This window comes from Rhodococcus sp. A14, assembly GCF_011603105.1.
Taxonomy (GTDB): Bacteria; Actinomycetota; Actinomycetes; order Mycobacteriales; family Mycobacteriaceae; genus Rhodococcus_F; species Rhodococcus_F opacus.
Genome location: NZ_JAAOQS010000021.1, coordinates 43,047 through 63,175, shown reverse-complemented (window position 1 = coordinate 63,175; position 20,129 = coordinate 43,047). Strand labels below are relative to the sequence as shown.

General features: G+C 67.2%; 1 protein-coding gene (only partly in view). It reads left to right on the top strand.

The features are described from left to right. The first annotated feature begins 1,164 nt into the window (after nt 1–1,164). Nucleotides 1,165–20,129: the 5' portion of a non-ribosomal peptide synthase/polyketide synthase gene (locus G9373_RS13990; RefSeq protein WP_277346573.1), read on the top strand. Its footprint extends 14,827 nt past the window's final position; 18,965 of the gene's 33,792 nt are visible here — the first part of the coding sequence; the start codon lies at nt 1,165–1,167; the stop codon falls past the right edge of the window.

Genomic DNA, 20,129 nt, shown 5'->3' with positions numbered 1-20,129 from the left:
TTGTTGGTAGAGGTCTGCGGTCCGACGTCCGCGCAATCGGCGAATGTGAGAAATCTCCCGTCTGCCTGCGGCCGGTCGCGCCGCGGCGATCGCGACTAATCGGACATCGGCAGTGTCGCGCAGCGGGAGGACGTTCCAGATGCTGGGATGTCGCCGTGTCGCCGTCGATGTTCATCTCTTCGGCGAAGACGTCTTCGTTGTCCTCGTGGCAGGTCAGCGGGCGATCTGACGGCGCCCGGGTGCTCACCTGAACGTCCAAGTTTTCGTTCGATGCGGCTCGGCGACGGACCTGGTCGATTATTCCCTGTGCGCAACTCCGGGTGTTCTTCGTTTGGAGACCTGCGCGGGGCTTTGGTAGACACGGTGGTTGGCAAAAACTGCGGTCACGGGGGGCAGTAAGTGTTCAACGCCGCGGTCGGTCACCAGATCGATTGCACCGTGCACGGATAACAGTCGGGAGGCGGAACATGAAACTGGATACGACAGTTGTACACCTAGTGAAATTCCGACTCTCGGTACGGTATCCACGTTCTGGTTGTACGCAGTGTCTGGAATGTGGTTCGGCCTGTTGAATATGTGCGCGTCGAAGATCGAATTCAGGCCTGATTCTGGAAGTATCGAGGGTTGGGTACGTCACACCGGCGCCGGTAACGGCAGTGGATCCGACACCGATGTAATTCCCGGCGCAACCGCAGAACCGTACGAACCGAAATCGTCACCACCGAGGGAGAGGAGGCCGAAGCGATGAGCGCGACGAAGTTTCGCTGCTCCACCAGCGCCGTAGACTCGGCTCTCGACTCGGAGGATGACGAGCACCGATTGGGTGGCCGCTTGTTGGATCGATGAGAGAACGGAGCCACGTATGAACCCGCTCACCGTAAGTAGTTCGGGATGTAAGGGCCTTGGAGTGTTCAGCGTCGCAGGCAATCGGGTTTCGGACGATCGTCTGACATCGACTCCGAGTGTGGTGGAACTCTTCGATCAGCGCAGGGCGTCCCATGCCCGGCACGTCCCCGCTACGCGAGATGCTTCGAACCGGCAAGGCCTGTTCATGTGATGGCGTTCATCGGAGAACCGGCCCACGGCGAAGTCCGTGGGACCGAGAGCTACGAATCACCAAAGACACAGGCGGCAGTCGCCACGCGTTCGAGAACGGAGTAACCCTTGGGGTCGGGACAAGCAGCGGGTAGTAGCGGTGCTCCGGAAGGGGCGTTTCCGCTGTCAGCTGCGCAGCGAGGCATCTGGTTCGCGCAACACGCGATGGGCGACGTTCCTCTCACCATCGCCCAGTACATCGAGCTTCGCGGTGACATCGACCTCGATCTGCTGACCGAGGCCACGGTCCGTACCGGCCGGGAGTTCGGTTCCGGCTTCCTCCGCCTCGTCGAGATCGAGGGGATGCCCTACCAGTACGTCGACAAGTCCCTCGACGACGCCATCACCTATGTCGACCTCCGCGCCGAGAACGATTCCGTCGACGCCGCCGAGAAGTGGATGCGGGCCAACTACAGCGCCCCCGTCGACCTCCTCGAGGACCGCCTCGTCGTGGTCTACCTGCTCCACGTCGGGGAGAATCACTACTTCTGGTTCTGCCGCATCCATCACATCGCGCTCGACGGCTTCGGCGCGATGGCGCTGATCGCACGCATCGCCGAGATCTACACCGCCCTGGTCGAGGGCACCGAGCCGCCGGCCTGCCGCGCGGAGGACCTGGTCCGGATCGTCGAGGACGAGCAGCGGTACCGCAACTCCGAGCGGTTCGCGAAGGATCGCGAATACTGGGCCGAACGCACCGCGCACCTGCCCGAGGCCCCGAGCCTCGCCGGTCGTGCGGCCATGGTGGGCAAGTTCGCGCGGCTCTCCTCCGAGGCACTGCCCGAGTCCACCGCCACCCTTCTCGACGAGGCTCTCGGCGGCAGCAACGCCAGCTCCGCGCCCATCGTGGTGGCCGCATTCGCCGCGTACCTGGCCCACATGACCGACCGCACGGACGTCGTCCTCAGCCTCCCGGTCTCGGCGCGCACCACCGCCACGTTGCGCCGCTCCGGCGGAATGGTGTCGAACATCGTTCCGCTCCGACTCCAGATCACCCCGGAGATGACCGTCCCCGAGCTGGTCAAGAGCGTCCAGATCGAGCTCACCGGCGCCCTGCGCCGCCAGCGGTACCGGCACGAGGACATCCGCCGGGACGCCGGAGCGCCCCAGGGGCAGCGTGGCTTCTTCGGTCCCTCGATCAACATCATGATGTTCCACAGCGAGATCAAGCTGGGGACGGTCACCGGACACCAGAACGTCCTCACCACCGGACCGGTCGAAGATCTCTCGCTGAACATCTACCAGGGTGTGGCGGGCAGCAAGATCCACATCGACTTCGAGGCCAACCCCAACCTGTACTCGGCGGACGAGCTGGACCGTCACCACAGCCGCTTCTTCGACTTCTTCGAGCGCTTCCTCGGAGCCGGCGACGATGCTTCGGTGTCGGATCTGGCCGCGATGAGCGACGAGGAACGCGGACAGGTCGTGACCGGGTGGAACGGTGATGTCGTGTCGCCGCCGGCGGGGACCGTCGTCGACCTGTTCGACGCCCAGGTCGCGCGCACGCCCGACGCGACGGCACTCGTCTTCGACGGCGAGGAGCTCACGTACGCCGAGTTCGACGCGCGGGTGAACCGTCTCGCCCGGACGCTGATCGGCAGGGGAGTGGGTCCGGAGACGAAGGTCGCGCTCGCGATCCGCCGCTCGCTCGACTCCATGGTCGCGATGTACGCCGTCGTCAAGGCGGGCGGCGCATACGTGCCCCTCGACCCCGACCACCCCGCCGAGCGCACGGCGTACGTGCTCGAGAGCGCCCGCCCGCTGTGCATCCTCACGGTCACGCGGGACCACCTCGCCTTCCCTGCCGATCAGGACGTCGTGGAGATCGACGCCCTGGATCTGCGCGGCGTCCCGGCGGGCCCGATCCGCGACGACGAACGGCTCGCCGATCTGCGTCCGGCCAACCCGGCCTACGTCATCTACACGTCCGGGTCCACCGGACGTCCGAAGGGTGTGGCGGTGAGTCACGCTTCGGTCCTGAACCAGGTCAGGTGGATCGCGTCGCGCTACGCGCTCGATGCGGACGATGTCGTGCTGCAGAAGACCCCGACGACGTTCGACGTGTCGGTGTGGGAACTGTTCGCCGCACTCGCTTCCGGGTCGCGCCTGGTGATCGCCGCGCCCGAGGGGCATCGCGATCCCGCCTACCTCGCCGACGTGATCGCGCGCGAGAAGGTCACCGCGACGTCGTTCGTCCCGTCGATGCTGTCGGTGTTCGTCGCCGAGTCCGACCGCGAACAACTCGTCAGCCTGCGCGTCGTTCTCGTTGCGGGAGAGGCGTTTCCGCCTGCCGTCGCCGCAGCGTTCCGCGCGAAGTCCGACGCCGGGTTGCACAATCTCTACGGCCCCACCGAGTTCACCGTGCACGCCACCGCGGGAGAGGTGGAGCGGGAGACCCTCCACACGATTCCGATCGGCACCCCGGTGTGGAACACCGAGGCGTACGTGCTCGACGGCCACCTCCGGCCCGCTCCCATCGGATCCGCGGGAGAGCTCTATCTCGCGGGAGCCCAGGTCGCGCGCGGCTACGAGGGCCGGCCGGAGCTCACGGCAGAACGCTTCGTGGCCAATCCCTTCGGCGCCGCGGGAACCCGTCTGTACCGCACCGGCGACCTCGTCAAGTGGCGCGTCGACGGCAGCATCGAGTACCTCGGTCGCACCGACTTCCAGGTGAAGGTGCGCGGCCTGCGCATCGAACTGGGCGAGATCGAGGCCGCGATGTCCTCGTATCCCCATGTGGCGCAGTCCGTTGCGGTCGTCCACGACAGCTCCCTGGGGCAGCGGCTCGTCGGTTACGTCGTCCCCGAACCCGATTCGGCGCTGGACGTCGAGGATCTGACGGTCCACGTCGGCCGTGCGGTGCCCTCGTACATGGTTCCCGACGCCGTCGTGGTGATCGCCGAGATGCCGGTCGGCGCGAGCGGCAAGCTCGACCGGAAGGCCCTGCCCGAACCCACGTTCGCGGCGGAGTCCAGTGAGTACGTGGCCCCTCGCAGCACCATGGAGGAGTCGATCGCAGGACTGTTCGCCGAGGTTCTCGGTCTGCCACGGGTCAGTGTCGGCGACTCGTTCTTCGCGCTCGGCGGCGACAGCATCGTCTCGATCCAGCTGGTGTCCCGCGCGAAGGAAGCCGGTGTCCTGTTCACGGCCCGCGACGTCTTCGAGCGCAAGACCGTGGCCTCACTCGCCGAGGTCGCGAAGTCGGCATCCGAATCGGCGACGGTGCACGTCCTCGAGGAACTGCCGGGCGCCGGTATCGGCACGATGCCGCTGACACCGGTCGTGCACTGGATGACGGAGCTGGGCGGCGACTTCCACCGCTTCTCGCAGTCCATCCTCCTGGCACTGCCACCGAAGGTGGACCGCGACCGCCTGGTGCGCACGCTGGCGGCCGTCGTCGATCGCCACGACGCTCTGCGTTCGTCGCTGCGCCGCACCGACTCTCCGGCCGGATGGTCGCTGGAGGTCGCACCGATCGGCTCCGTCGACGTCGACCGGCTCGTCGATCGCGTCGAGTTCAGCGAGGGACCCGGCACCGACTCGTTCGAGGCGCTTGCCGCGCACGCCCTCGAGCGCACGGTGGACACGTTGGACCCGGCGACCGGCAGCGTGGTGCGTTTCGTCTGGTTCGCGCCCGCTGAGGACTCCGGAGATCTCGCACCGCGGGACGGCGAGGACGGCGACAGCGGGGAGGGTGAGAGCACCCCGCAGTCGGGACGACTGCTCGTCGTGATCCACCATCTCGCCGTGGACGGGGTGTCCTGGCGAGTGCTGGTGCCCGACTTCGCGTCCGCGTGGGCGCAGATCGCCGCCGGGGCGGACCCGCTGCTCCCGGCGGTCGGCACCTCGGTCCGCCGCTGGGCGCACGGCCTCGCCGACAACGCCCGGAGCGCCCGCCGCGTGGCCGAACTCGACTACTGGCGCACCACCCTCGACGGTGCGGACCCGCTGATCGGTTCGCGGGCCCTCGACGGCCGCGATACGGTCTCGACCACCGGCCGGGTCCGCCTCGAGGTCCCGGCCGACGTCACCGACGGTCTGCTGACCGACGTGCCGCGCGCGTTCCACGGCGGTGTCAACGACGGTCTCCTCACCGCCCTCGCCCTGGCCGTCGCGGCATGGCGCGCGGAACGCGGCGTCACCGAGACCTCGACCCTCGTGCACCTCGAAGGTCACGGCCGCGAGGAGACGGTGCTGCCCGGCGCCGATCTCTCCCGTACGGTCGGCTGGTTCACCAGCATGTTCCCGGTCCGGTTGTCGGCCCCCGGCGTCGACGTGCGCGACGCCCTCGCCGGCGGTGCGGCCGCAGGTCAGGCCGTCAAATCGGTGAAGGAACAACTCGCACGGGTACCCGAGCACGGCATCGGCTACGGAATGCTGCGATTCCTCAACGCCGAGACCCGCGCGGTTCTCGCGGCGTTGCCGAGCCCGCAGATCAGTTTCAACTACCTCGGTCGGGTGTCGGTGGGCGAGATCCCCGACGCGTTCCGGGCGGCGGGCTGGGTGCCCGACACCGACACGATGGAGCTGACCGGTACCCGCAACAGCGAGATGCCGGTGCACTTCGCCCTCGACATCAACGCGATGATCGTGGATGTCGAAGGAGAACAGCGGCTTTCGGCCACCGTCGACTTCCCCCAAGGTGTTCTCACCGACTCCGAGGTCGGCGAGCTCACCGGCCTGTGGACCCGCGCGCTCGAAGGGCTCGTCGAACACACGAGGCGGCCCGGAGCCGGTGGCCGGACGCCGTCGGACCTCGACCTCGTTTCCCTGAGTCAGAGCCGGATCGACACCCTCGAGAGCGACTACCCCGCGCTCGCCGACGTCTGGTCGCTGGCCCCGCTGCAGGTAGGCTTGCTGTTCCACGCGTCGCTGGCCGGTACCGCCACCGATGTGTACACCACCCAGCTCGTCATGGACCTGGGCGGATCCGTCGACACCGACCGTCTCCGCCGTGCCGCGGAGTCGCTCGTCGCGAGGCACCCCAACCTGCGCACCGCGTTCGTCGCGGGCGACGACGGCACCGGCATGCAGGTGGTCGTCGACCGGGTGGACGTGCCGTGGACGCACGTCGACCTCTCGGCCGCGTCCGACGCCGACCGTGAGGCGGAACTCGATGCGCTGATGCTCGCGAACCGGACCGACCGGTTCGACATGACCGCACCGCCTCTCGTGCGATTCCTGCTGGTCGAGACGGGCGAGGACCGCTACCGGTTCGCCGTCACCAACCACCACATCCTCCTCGACGGCTGGTCGCTGCCGATCCTCATCCAGGATCTGCTGACCCTGTACGCGGTGGACGGCGACGCGCTGGCACTGCCGCAGCCGCGTCCGTACCGCAGCTACCTGGAGTGGCTGTCCGCGCAGAACCCCCAGGTGCCCGTGGCCGCATGGGCGAAGGCCCTGGACGGTATCGAGGAACCCACCCTCCTCGCACCCGCGCACGCGGAGACCGCCCCGACGCTCACCCCCGGTGAGCTCGTCATCGATCTGCCGGACGAACTGCTCGCCGACATGACCGCACGCTCGCGCGAACTCGGCGTCACCATGAACACTCTCGTGCAGGCCGCGTGGGGAATCGTGGTGGGCAGGCTGACCGGGCGGGACGACGTGGTGTTCGGCACCACCGTCTCGGGCCGTCCGCCGCAGGTGCCCGGCATCGAGTCCATGCTCGGGCTCTTCATCAACACCCTGCCGGTGCGTGTCCGCGTCCGGGCCGGCGACGCCGTCCGCACCCTGCTCGACCGTATCCAGCACGAGCAGACCGAGTTGCTCGATCACCACCACGTCGGGCTCACCGACATCCAGCAGGGACTCGGCCTCGGCGCGCTGTTCGACACGCTGATGGTCTACGAGTCCTACCCGCTCGACCGTGAGGCGCTCACGAAGAGCAGTGACATCGAGGGTCTCCGCGTTCTCGATGTGACGTCCAACGACGCCACGCACTACCCGCTGGCGATCGTCGCGATGACCGACCCGCGGCTGCACCTGACCGCCAAGTTCCTTCCCGAGATCTTCGAGGCCGCCGAGGTCGAGGAGATCATGGAGCGGGTCGTCCGCGTGCTCGGGGCGCTGTCCGGCGACGTCGACACGCTCGTCGCGGACATCGACATCCTCGCTCCCGGCGAGCGTGCGTCCCTGCTTGCGGCGCACGGCACCGACGCCGCCGCACCGCTGTCGCTGCCGCAGATCCTCGCCGCGACCGCGGCGGAGAACGGTGAACGCACCGCTCTCGTCGCGGATGGCGAATCGCTCACCTACGAGGAACTCGACGCGCGCTCGAACCGGCTCGCCCGGGTCCTCGTCGATCGCGGTGTGGGACCGGAAACGTCTGTGGCGCTCGGGATGACGCGCTCGCTGCACTCGGTGATCGGAACGTGGGCCGTCGCCAAGGCCGGCGGCACCTTCGTGCCCGTCGACCCCCGCTACCCGTCCGAGCGCATCGCACACATGGTCGTCGACTCCGGTGCGATTCTCGGCCTGACCTTGGCCGCTCAACGCGACACCCTTCCCTCGGACGTCGAATGGCTCGCCCTCGACTCGTCCGAGTGCGACGCGCTGTGCGCTGCGAAGTCGGCGGAGCCGGTCACCGATTCCGAGCGGACCGCGTCGGTTCGGCTCGAGCACCCGGCGTACATGATCTACACGTCCGGTACCACCGGTCTGCCCAAGGGCGTCGTCGTCACCCACACCGGTCTGGCCAACTTCTCCGCCGAGCAGCGCACCCACTACGGGGTGAGCCCGTCGGCGCGGACTCTGCACTTCGCGTCCCCGAGCTTCGACGCGTCCGTCCTCGAACTGCTGCTCGCCTTCGGCTGCGGCGCGACGATGATCGTCGCGCCCGCCGACCTGTACGGCGGTGAGGAACTCCGAAACTTCCTCGCGGACAACGAAGTCACCCACGCCTTCGTCACGCCGGCCGCGCTCGCGTCGGTGGAGCCGGCCGGACTCGACCGGCTCGAGGTCGTCGTGGTCGGCGGCGAGGCGTGCCCGCCGGAACTGGTGGAACGCTGGGCGACGGGTCGTCGGATGTACAACGCTTACGGCCCCACGGAAGCAACCGTGATGAGCAATGTCAGCGATCTGGTTCCGGGCAGGCTCGTAGAGATCGGCGGTCCGATCCGAGGGGCCGCGGTGTATGTACTCGACGACAAGCTCCGCCCCGTGCCGGTTGGAGTCGCGGGTGAGCTGTACGTGGCGGGGCCGGCACTCGCCCGCGGCTATCACAAGCGTTCAGGACTGACAGCCGAACGATTCGTCGCGAATCCGTTCGGTGCGCCCGGTGACCGTCTCTATCGGACGGGGGACGTCGTTCGATGGACGGCAGTTCGTCCAGGCGGTCACAGCGTCGAGTACGTGGGCCGCAGTGACTTCCAGGTGAAGGTCCGCGGCTTCCGGATCGAACTCGGCGAGATCGACGCGGCGCTGGTCAAGCACCCGGACCTCGAATTCGCGGCCACCCTCGGCACGTCGATGCCGTCGGGTTCGACCGCCCTCGTGTCGTACGTGCTGCCGACAGCGGGCGCCGCGGTGGACGTGGCCGAAGTGACGCATTTCGTCGGCGACACGCTGCCGGCGCACATGGTGCCGAGCGCGGTCGTCGTCCTCGACGAGATCCCGCTCACCACCGCAGGCAAACTCGACCGGAAGGCCCTGCCCGAGCCCGACTTCGACTCGCTGCAGGGAGACATGGTCGAGCCACGCACGCCCACCGAGGAACTTGTCGCCGGTGTCCTCGCCGACGTGCTCGGGCTCGCGAAGATCAGTGTCGCCGAGTCGTTTTTCGATCTCGGCGGGAACTCGCTCGTGGCCACCAAGGCTGTCGCACGGCTCAACGCTGCCGCGGGCACCCGTCTGGGTGTTCGCGAGTTGTTCGATGCGCCGACCGTGGAGCGGCTCGCAGTAAAGGTGGCCGAGCTGGCCGGCGCCGGCTCCGACCGCCCGGTCCTCGTCGCGGGACCCCGCCCCGAGCGTATTCCGCTCTCGATGGCTCAGCAGAGCATGTGGCTGATGAACCGGTTCGACACGGCGTCCTCGGCGTACAACATCCCGCTCGCCGTGCGGCTGTCCGGTTCGCTCGACATCGACGCGATGTCGTCGGCCGTGTCGGATGTGCTCGCGCGGCACGAGTCTCTGCGGACCGTGTTCCCCGATTCCGGCGACGGCCCGTACCAAAAGGTCGTCGAGTCGGAGCAGGTTCCCTTCGACCTGACGCCCGTCCCGGTGACCGAGGCCGAACTCCACACGGCCCTCACCGAATTCGCCACCGAGGGATTCGACGTCACAGTTGCGCCCCCGCTCCGCATCCGGCTGTTCGCCACGAGCGAGAGCGAGTTCCTGCTCGTCCTCGTCGTGCACCACATCTGCGCCGACGGCGCGTCGATGTCGCCGCTCGCTCGCGACGTCATGGTCGCTTACAGCGCGCGCACCGCGGGTGCGGCTCCCCTGTGGCAGCCGCTGCCGGTGCAGTACCCCGACTTCGCGCTGTGGCAGCGCGAAGTCCTCGGCGACCCCGCCGACACCCAGTCGCTCGCGGCGAAGCAGATCGGCCACTGGGCCGACAAGTTGGCCGGCATGCCCGAGTTGCTGGATCTCCCGACTGACCGCCCCCGGCCAAGACGGCAGTCGATGCAGGGTGACTTCATCGACTTTGCGATTGATCCGTCTGTTTACGAGGGTCTCAGCAGCCTGGCGAAGGCATACGATGCGTCGCTGTTCATGGTTGCGCACGCCGCGCTTGCGACTTTGCTCTCGCGCCTTAGCAACAGCGACGATATTGCGATCGGGACGCCGCTCGCGGCCCGTACTGACCAGGCGCTGGACGATTTGGTTGGCATGTTCGTCAACACTCTGGTTCTTCGGGAAGCGGTTTCACCAGGCGACACTTTCGCGAACCTACTGAATCGAGTGCGCGAGAATGATTTGGTGGCCTTCGAGAACTCGGACGTGCCGTTCGAGAGCCTTGTCGAGACACTGAACGTACGTCGGTCCACTGCGTATTCGCCGCTATTTCAGGTGATGCTGTCATTCCAAAACAACCGGATCGGTGCGCTCCAGCTGCCAGGCTTGACCGTGCATGTTCTCGAGGACATGGTCGAAGGCGCGAAGTACGACCTGGCCCTCACGCTTACCGAGCGAATCGATGAGAGCGGGCGTCCGGTCGGTCTTACCGGGCGGTTCACATTCGCCGTCGACATTTTCGATTCAGTAGCTGTAGAACGAATTGCCGACCGATTCGTCCGGATTCTCCATGCTGTCATTGCCGATCCCGGTGTCGCCGTTGGGGACATTGACATTCTCACCGAACACGAGAGAGCACAGTTGAGCCAAGCGAGACCCGCCCGCACGATGACTGTTCGCGAGCTGCCGCAGCTTCTGGCTGCTGCGGTCGAGGTCGCCCCCGACGCAGTCGCAGTTGCGCACGACGGCATGCAGGTGACGTACCGCGAGTTCGATGAGCGGCTGCGTTTGATGTCGGGACCGCTGGCCGATCGGGGTATGGGGCCTGACGCGATTGTCTCCGTGGTGCTTTCCGGTCTCGTTCCGACCATCATGATGGCCCCGCCGTCGGAGGATGGGAAAGACGGCTTCGGTGCGATTCTCGATCAGGTCATTGCCGACGCTCATACGCTGGTCGGGGACATCGAACTTGAAGAACCCGTGGTGGAGCCACAGCCAGTGGCGGCCCGTGTAACCGAATTTCCTGGTTCTTCCGGTTGGCCTCTCGAGAGTGCAGTCACCCGGTGGCAAGAGATGGTCGAACGTGAACCCGGGGCCGTGGCCATCGTCTGGGGGAGTGGTTCGGCGACGCGTGCCGAGTTAAACTGGCGTGCAAATCAATTGGCCCGTGAGCTTTTGGCTCGTGGTGTCGGACCGGACGACGTGGTTGCCCTCGTACTTCCGCGATCGCTCGACTGGATTGTGGGAATGCTTGCAGCGTGGAAACTCGGTGCCGCCCACGCGCCGATCGACCCTGAGTGGTCCCTCGAACGTGTGACGGGTCTACTGGAAGCCTGTGGCGCTCGTTCGGTGGTCACCGTCAGTAGTTGGGGCGGACTACATGACGCTCCCTTCGAGTCGATTGTCGTCGACGACCCGGCGACGTTGAACAGGCTCGGAATGTATGACGCCACTGATTTTGCACAGGATCCCTGGGCCTCGGAAGTCGCCGGCACACGTCTTGCCTACGTAATCTCGACTTCGGGTTCGACTGGGCGTCCGAAGCCGACGATGGTGACGATGGCAGGCGTATCCAATACATTCCAGTGGTATCGACGGCAGTTGGGCTTCACGGAAGGCACCGGTGTTCTGGTTGCGCTTTCGCCTGTTGTCGATGCCGCGCAGAAAAACGTCTGGGTGTCACTGGCATATGGTGGCGTCATTCACCTGGCCGGCGACGGCTTCGATCCCTTGGCTATTCTGCACCGAATCGGCACTGGCCAAGTGGATGTCGTCAATCTGACGCCCAGCGCATTCGAGGTTCTGAGCGACTTGGACGTTGACGGTGTGCTGTCGAAGTTGAGCTTTGTGCTCCTCGGCGGAGAACAACTGAGACCCGCTGCGTCCAGTGGTTTGATCGGTGGGAGCACGCGCCTGATCAATGTCTACGGACCAACCGAGACTTCAGACATTGTTGCGTGTTACGAGGTCGATCTATCGTCGCGCGACGCCGAGCAGCAGCCGATTCCCATAGGTGCAGGATTTGAGGGCGTCGAGTGCTACGTACTCGATTCTCGTCTGCGGCCAGTCGTTCAGGGAGTGACGGGCGAACTGTACATCGGTGGTGTCGTAGTCGGCCGTGGGTACGGTGGAATGTCTGGAACTACTGCGGCGCGGTTTGTCGCGAGTCCGTTCGGCAACAACGGTGCACGGCTCTACCGCACAGGCGACCTCGTCAGGCAGCGCGCGGATGGTGCGCTCGTGTTCGTTGGACGTAGTGACTTCCAGGTGAAGATCCGCGGTCTTCGCATCGAGCTCGGCGAGATCGAATCGGCATTGACGGCGAACAATGATGTGCTGCAGGCCATCGTCATAGTCCATGAGGCAGATCAGACTCAACGTTTGGTTGCCTATGTGACCGGCGCGACAAGTGTGCAACTCGACGCCAATTCGATACTGGACGATTTGCGCACCGTTCTGCCGTCCCACATGGTGCCGGACTCCCTGCTTGTACTTGACGAGATCCCTCTTGCCGGCAGCGGGAAGATTGACCGCAGGGCACTTCCCTCACCCGAGTTCGCCTCCGAGAACGTCGGTTTCGTCGCTCCGCGCACGCCAGTCGAGGAAATTGTCGCAGGCATATTCGGCGACGTGGTTGGTCTCGATCGCGTCAGCGTCGACGCGTCGTTCTTCGATCTCGGTGGCAATTCGCTCAGCGCCACTCGGGTCGCGGCACGCCTGTCGTCGTCGACCGGCGCGATCGTAGGCATGCGGGATCTCTTCGAGGCTCCCACCGCCGCCGAACTGGCCGCCTTCGTCGAGCAGCAGGGCGGCGACGGAACACCGCGCCCCGCTCTCGTCGCGCAGGCCCGGCCACAGGAACTCCCGCTGTCGCTGGCGCAGCAGCGCATGTGGTTCCTCAACCGCTTCGATCCGGCGTCCCCGGCGTACAACGTGCCGCTGACGGTCCGGCTCCGTGGCGACCTCGACGTCGCGGCGATGTCGTCTGCTCTTTCCGACGTCGTGACGCGCCACGAAATCCTACGGACGGTGTTCCCCGACTCGGATTCCGGTGCGCACCAGGTCATTCTTCCTGCGTCGAAAGTCGACCTGGGGCTCGAATCGTTCGAGGTCGCCGAGGCGGATCTGACGGTGCGGCTGTTCGAGTTCGCGTCCCAGGGATTTGACGTCACCGACACCCTCCCGGTTCGCGCACGCTTGTTCCGGATCGGTGCGGACGACCATGTACTGGTTCTGGTGATGCACCACATCGCCTCCGACGGCGCGTCGACGCTGCCGCTGGCACGCGACATCATGGCGGCCTACACCGCGCGTCGCGAGGAGAGCGAGCCGCAGTGGCCGGAACTCCCGGTCCAGTATGCCGACTACGCGATTTGGCAGCGCGCTCTCCTCGGATCCGAAGACGATCCGGAATCTGTTGCCACGCAGCAGATCGATTTCTGGTCGAAGACTCTCGCAGGTCTGCCTGACGTGCTCGAGCTGCCGACCGACCGGCCCCGCCCCACAGTGCGGTCGATGGCAGGTGGCTCGGTCGGCTTCACCGTCAGCGCCGACCTGCACCGTCGGCTGGGGGAGACCGCACGGGAGCACAATGTCTCCCTCTTCATGGTTCTGCACGCGTCGCTGTCCGTGCTGCTGGCGCGGCTGAGCTCGACAACCGACATCGCCATCGGTACGGCAATCGCGGGCCGCGGCGACGAGGCGCTCGACAACCTCGTCGGCATGTTCGTCAACACGCTGGTACTGCGGACGGAGGTCGAACCCGGTGCGTCGTTCACGGCTCTCCTCGAACAGGTCCGCGAACAAGATCTGAAGGCGTTCAGCCACCAGGACGTTCCTTTCGAGCAGTTGGTCGACGCGTTGAAGCCGACCCGATCCACGGCGTACACGCCGTTGTTCCAGGTAGTCCTGACGCACCAAGTCAACGGAATTCCCGCGCTGGAATTCGCGGGGCTCGAAGCAACCCCCGGCGCGGTCGATGTCGAGTTCAGCAAGTTCGACCTCACCGTCGACCTACAGGAGCAGTGGTCCGACGAGGGAGTTCCCACCGGCATCAGTGGGTCGCTCGGCTACGCGACGGAGATCTTCGATGCAGGCACGGTCGAGGGTTTCGCGGATCGTTTCGTGCGGATCCTCGAGGCTGTGGCGACGACCACCGACATCGCGGTAGGGGACATACCCATCCTCGACGCCGAGGAGACCGAGGAACTGACACCGGTCCGCGGTATCGAGGGCACCCCGCCCACGACTCTCGTCGAACTGCTGTCCGCGGCCGTCGCCGCGAATCCCGACGGTGACGCGGTCGTCTCGGGCGGCGAGAGCATCACCTACCGCGAGCTGGACGAGCGCTCGAACCGTCTGGCGCGCATCCTGATCGAGCGCGGAGTCGGCGCGGAGACGTTCGTCGGGCTCGGCATCACCCGCTCGATCGCGTCGATCGTCGGCATCTGGGCCGTCGCCAAGAGCGGCGGCGCCTACGTGCCGATCGACCCCCGGTACCCGGACGAGCGCATCGCACACATGGTCACCGATTCGGGTGTGTCGCTGGGGCTTTCCGTGAGCTCCGAGGTCGGCCGGCTTCCGGCGGACGTCGACTGGCTGGTCCTCGACAGCGAAGACTTCGAGAACGCCGCCGAGCAGTACTCCACGGCCCCCGTCGCGGAGGCGGAGCGTCGCACGGCGGTGACACCGGCCAACAGCGCCTACGTGATCTACACGTCCGGCACCACCGGGCAGCCCAAGGGCGTCGTCGTGACGCACCGGGGTCTCGCCAACTTCGCGGCCGAACAGCGTGAGCGTTACCAGGTGACGACGGACTCGCGGACGCTGCACTTCGCGTCGCCGAGCTTCGACGCGTCCGTTCTCGAACTGCTGCTCGCGGTCGGCGCCGGTGCCACGATGGTGATCGCTCCCACCGACGTGTACGGCGGACCCGAGTTCGCGAAGTTCCTGCGCGAGCATCGCGTCACGCACGGCTTCGTCACGCCTTCGGCGCTGGCGTCCGTGGATCCGTCCGGGCTCGACGACTTCCAGTTCGTCGTCGCCGGCGGCGAGGCCGTGCCGGCGGAACTCGCGGCGCGCTGGGCACCCGGACGCTCGCTGTTCAACGGATACGGTCCCACCGAGACCACGATCATGACCAACATCAGCGACCCGATGGCCGCCGTCGGCCCGGTCACGATCGGTGGTCCGATCCGCGGCATCAGCGCGCTGGTCCTCGACGATCGGCTCCGCCCCGTTCCGGTCGGTATCGCAGGTGACCTCTATCTGTCGGGTCTCGGACTCGCCCGTGGCTACCACCGGCGCACGCCGCTGACCGCGGGACGCTTCGTCGCGAACCCGTACGGTGAGCCGGGCGACCGGATGTACCGCACCGGCGACGTGGTGCGCTGGACGAAGGACGCGGACGGTGCGCTGACCGCCGACTACGTCGGCCGCTCGGACCAGCAGGTGAAGGTCCGCGGGTTCCGCATCGAACTCGGCGAGATCGACGCGGTGCTCGCCAAGCATCCCGCGGTCGACTTCGCCACGACGTCCGTGCTGCCCGGACCGTCCGGGGATTCGGTCCTCGTGTCGTACGTGCTCCCGGTGCCGGGTACCGAGGTGGACGTCACCCGGGTGCTGGACTTCGTGGGCGAGTTCGTGCCCACGTACATGGTGCCGTCGACGATCGTGACGCTCGACGCCATCCCGCTCACTCCGGTGGGCAAGCTCGACCGCCGTGCGCTGCCCGAGCCCGAGTTCCTGGCTGAGGACCGTGAGTTCCGTGCCGCGGGAACCGCTCTCGAACAGCGGGTCGCCGCGGTGTTCGCGGCGGTGCTGGGCGTCGACCAAGTCGGTGCCGACGACTCCTTCTTCACTCTCGGCGGCAACTCGCTCGCAGCCACCCGGGTGATGGCCCGGATCAACGAGGCCGTCGGTGTCGACGCGTCGGTTCGCGAGATCTTCGAGGCCCCCTCGGTGGCGCAGCTGGCCCGCAGACTGGAGGCGCTCGGTGTCGACGGCGGCGCTCGTCCGCCCGTCACCGCTGGACCGCGTCCGGACCGTCTACCGCTGTCGCTGGCACAGCAGCGGATGTGGTACGTCAACCGATTCGATCCCGAATCGGCCGAGTACAACATCCCGTTGGCACTCCGGCTCACCGGTGCACTGGACGTCGATGCACTGCGGTCGGCGATCGCGGACGTCGTGTCCCGGCACGAGTCGCTGCGCACGGTGTACCCGGATTCCGTCGACGGCCCCTATCAGGTCGTCGTGTCCGCCTCCGACACGAAGTCCGGGCTCGACGTCGTCCGCGTGGCCGACGAGCAGGAACTGCGGGGGCGGGTCGTCGCGCTGGCATCGGCCGGCTTCGATGTCACCGCCGACGTCCCGGTGCGCGCCGCCCTGTTCGAACTCGGGGAACGCGACCACGTCCTCGTGGTCGTGGTCCACCACATCTCGGCGGACGGTTCGTCGATGGCCCCGCTCGCGCGGGACCTGTTCGGCGCATACGGCGCTCGCGTGCAGGGGGAGGAGCCCAGCTTCTCACCGCTGGCCGTCCAGTACCCGGACTTCGCCCTGTGGCAGCGGAAGCTCCTCGGCTCCGAGGACGACCCGGAGTCGCTCGCGGGCAAGCAGATCGCGTACTGGACGCACGCGCTCGGCGATGCACCGGAGGTCCTCGACCTCCCGGCCGACCGGCCGCGCCCGGCCGTCCGCAACCCGCAGGGTGGTCTGATCGAGTTCGAGATCGGGCAGGACGTGCACCGGTCGCTGAACGAACTCGCGCAGACCCACCAGGCGTCGCTGTTCATGGTGGTGCACACCGCGCTCGCCGTGCTCCTGGGACGACTGAGCAACACCAGCGACATCTCCGTCAGCACCCCCGTCGCGGGCCGTGGTGACCGAGCACTCGACGACCTCGTCGGGATGTTCGTCAACACGCTCGTGCTGCGCACCGATGTCGACCCGAACGCCCGCTTCAGCACGCTGCTGACGCAGGCGCGTGAGGTCGACCTCAATGCCTTCGGCAACGCCGACGTGCCGTTCGAGCAGGTCGTCGAGGTGCTTCGTCCGTCGCGCACCGCTGCGTACGCGCCGCTCGCGCAGGTGATGCTGAGTTTCCAGAACCTGGAGCGGGCGAAGCTCGAGCTCGCCGGGCTGACCGTGGAGATCCTCGACAGCGGGCTCACCACGAGCAAGACCGATCTCGGTGTCGCCGTCGAGGAACGGTTCGACGAGGAATCCGTCGCGAATGGCATGCGGGGCTGGTTCTCCTACGCCACCGACCTCTTCGACGAGTCGACGGTCCGCGGCTTTGCGAATCGCTTTATTCGCGTGCTCGAGGCCGTCACGGCCGACGCGGACGCCGTCGTCGGTGACATCGACATCCTGACCGAGGACGAGAAGGCTGGACTGACCGGACCGGACGAGGGGACGCAGTCCCTCATGTCGCACTCGATCTCGGAGGAACTCGCGGCCACCAAGTCGCTGCCCGAACTTCTCGACGGTGCGGCGTCGATCAACCCGGACGGAATCGCGCTGTCGCACAACGGCACCGATGTGTCGTATGTGCAGTTGCGGGACAAGTCGGCGGAACTCGCGCGTACGCTCGCCGGTGTGGGCGTGGGCCCGGAGGCTGCGGTTACGGTCGCCCTGTCCACGCTGCTGCCCGGACTGCTCGACGGCTCGTCGGGCGAAGGTTTCGCTGACACGTTCGCCGGTGTCCTCGCCGGCGTGATCGCCGACGCGACGTCGGCGACCTCCGCGACCGCGGCAGAGGAGCGGACCCTCGTCGACCTGTTCGACGAGCAGGTGGCGCGGACGCCGGACGCGATTGCCCTGGTGTTCGGCGATGACGCGCTGACGTATGCCGAGTTCGATGCCCGGACCAACCGCCTGGCACGGGAACTGCTCGCACGGGGTGTCGGCCCGGAGTCCCGGGTCGCGGTCGCCCTGCGCCGTTCCCTCGAGATGATGATCGCGATCTACGCGATCGAGAAGACGGGCGCCGCGTATGTGCCGCTCGACCCGGATCATCCGGCGGCGCGCACCGCGTACGTGATCGACAGCGCCTCCCCGGTCTGCGTGTTGACCTCGACGGCCGATCGGACTGCCGAGACGGACGCGCCGCAGATCGACGTGGACACCGTCGACCTATCCGGTCACTCCGACGGTCCGATCACCGACGACGAACGCGGGGCACCGGTCCGTCCGGATTCGACCGCCTACGTGATCTACACCTCCGGATCGACCGGTAAGCCGAAGGGCGTCGCGGTCAGTCACCGGGCGATCGTCAACCGGTTGCTGTGGATGCAGGACACGTACCCGATGGATTCCACGGACGTCGTCCTGCAGAAGACCCCCGTCACGTTCGATGTGTCCGTGTGGGAACTGTTCTGGCCGCTCGAGGTCGGAGCCAAGCTCGTCGTCGCGATCCCGGACGGGCACCGCGACCCGGCGTACCTCTCCGAGGTCATCGCCGAGCACAGCGTGACCACGATGCACTTCGTGCCGTCCATGCTGGCGGTGTTCACCGCAGGTGCGGCCGCCGCGCTGTGCGGTTCGTTGCGTCAGGTGTTCTGCAGTGGTGAAGCCCTTCCGCCGGCCTCCGCCGACGCATTCCGGGACTTCTCCTCGGCAGCGCTGCACAACCTGTACGGCCCGACGGAGGCCGCGGTCGACGTCACCTACTGGGAGTGCACCGAAGCGGACCGCACGACGGTGCCGATCGGCGCGCCCGTGTGGAACACGCAGCTGTACGTCCTCGATTCGCGGCTGCGTCCCGTCCCCGCGGGCGTGCACGGCGAGCTGTACCTCGCCGGAATCCAGCTGGCCCGCGGCTACGTCGGCCGCAGCGACCTGACGTCGGACCGGTTCGTGGCGAACCCGTTCGGCACGGCCGGGCAGAGGATGTACCGCACCGGTGACATCGTCCGCAAGCGCGCCGACGGCATCGTCGAGTACATCGGGCGCCGCGACTTCCAGGTCAAGCTCCGCGGACAGCGACTCGAGCTCGGCGAGGTCGAGTCTGCGCTACTCGCGCACCCGTCGGTGGCGCAGGCCGTGGTCGTCGTGCATCGCAGCGAGACCACCGGCGAGAACCTGGTGGGCTACGTGATCCCGGTGTCTGGTGCGGCGATCGACACCGCGTCGGTGCTGGACGCGGCGGCGGAGACGCTGCCCGCGTACATGGTGCCCGCCCGGATCCTCGTCTTGGACAGCTTCCCGCTCGGCGCCACCGGCAAGTTGGACCGGGGCGCACTTCCCGAACCGGACTTCGTCACGTCCGAGGCCGAATACGTCGCACCCCGTACCCCGGTCGAGGAGATCGTCGCAGGGGTGTTCGGCGAGGTGCTCGGCGTCGAACGCGTCGGCGCCGCCGACTCGTTCTTCGATCTCGGCGGAAACTCCATCAGCGCAACGAGGCTCACCGCCAGGCTGACCGCCGCGCTCGGCGCGCAGCTGTCGGTTCGGGAGTGCTTCGAGCACCCGACCGTCGCGGAGCTCGCAACGCTGCTCGAAGCGACCGCGGGAACGGCCGAATACCGTCCCGCGCTCGTCGCCCGTCCGCGGCCCGACCGCATCCCGCTGTCGCTGGCTCAGCAGCGGATGTGGTTCATCAACCAGTTCGACCCGAACTCCCCGGCGTACAACCTGCCGCTGGCAGTGCGATTGACCGGCTCGATCGATACCGCGGCGCTGAATTCGGCGTGGGCGGACGTCGTGGAGCGGCACGAGTCGCTGCGGACGGTCTTCCCGGTCGGCGACGAGGACGCGCACCAGGTCGTGCTGCCCGCAGCCGACGTGGCGTCCGACCTGACCCCGACCCCGGTCGCGGACGAGCAGGACCTGTACGCGCGGATGCGTGAACTCGGCGCCACCGGATTCGACGTCACCGAGACGGTCCCGGTGCGGGTCGCCTGCTTCGAGGTGAACCCCGCCGACCACATCCTGATGATGGTCGTGCACCACATCTCGGCCGACGGTGCGTCGCTGGCGCCTCTGTTCACCGACATCATGACCGCCTACGCGGCGCGTGCCGCCGGCACCGCTCCCGGCTGGGAACCGCTGCCCGTCCAGTACGCCGATTACGCGCTGTGGCAGCGTGAGTCGCTCGGTGACGAGTCCGACCCCGAATCGCTGGTCGCCCGCCAGCTCGGCTACTGGCAGCAGGCGCTCGGCGGGCTCCCCGAGGTGCTCGAGTTGCCGACCGACCGGCCCCGGCCGCCCGTGCAGTCGCTGCGCGGCGCGTCGGCACGGTTCACGATCGACGCGCAGACCCACCGCGAGCTGCTCGCGATCGCCCGGGAAACGAACTCGACCCTCTTCATGGTCGTGCACGCCGCGCTCGCGGTCCTGCTCGAGCGGCT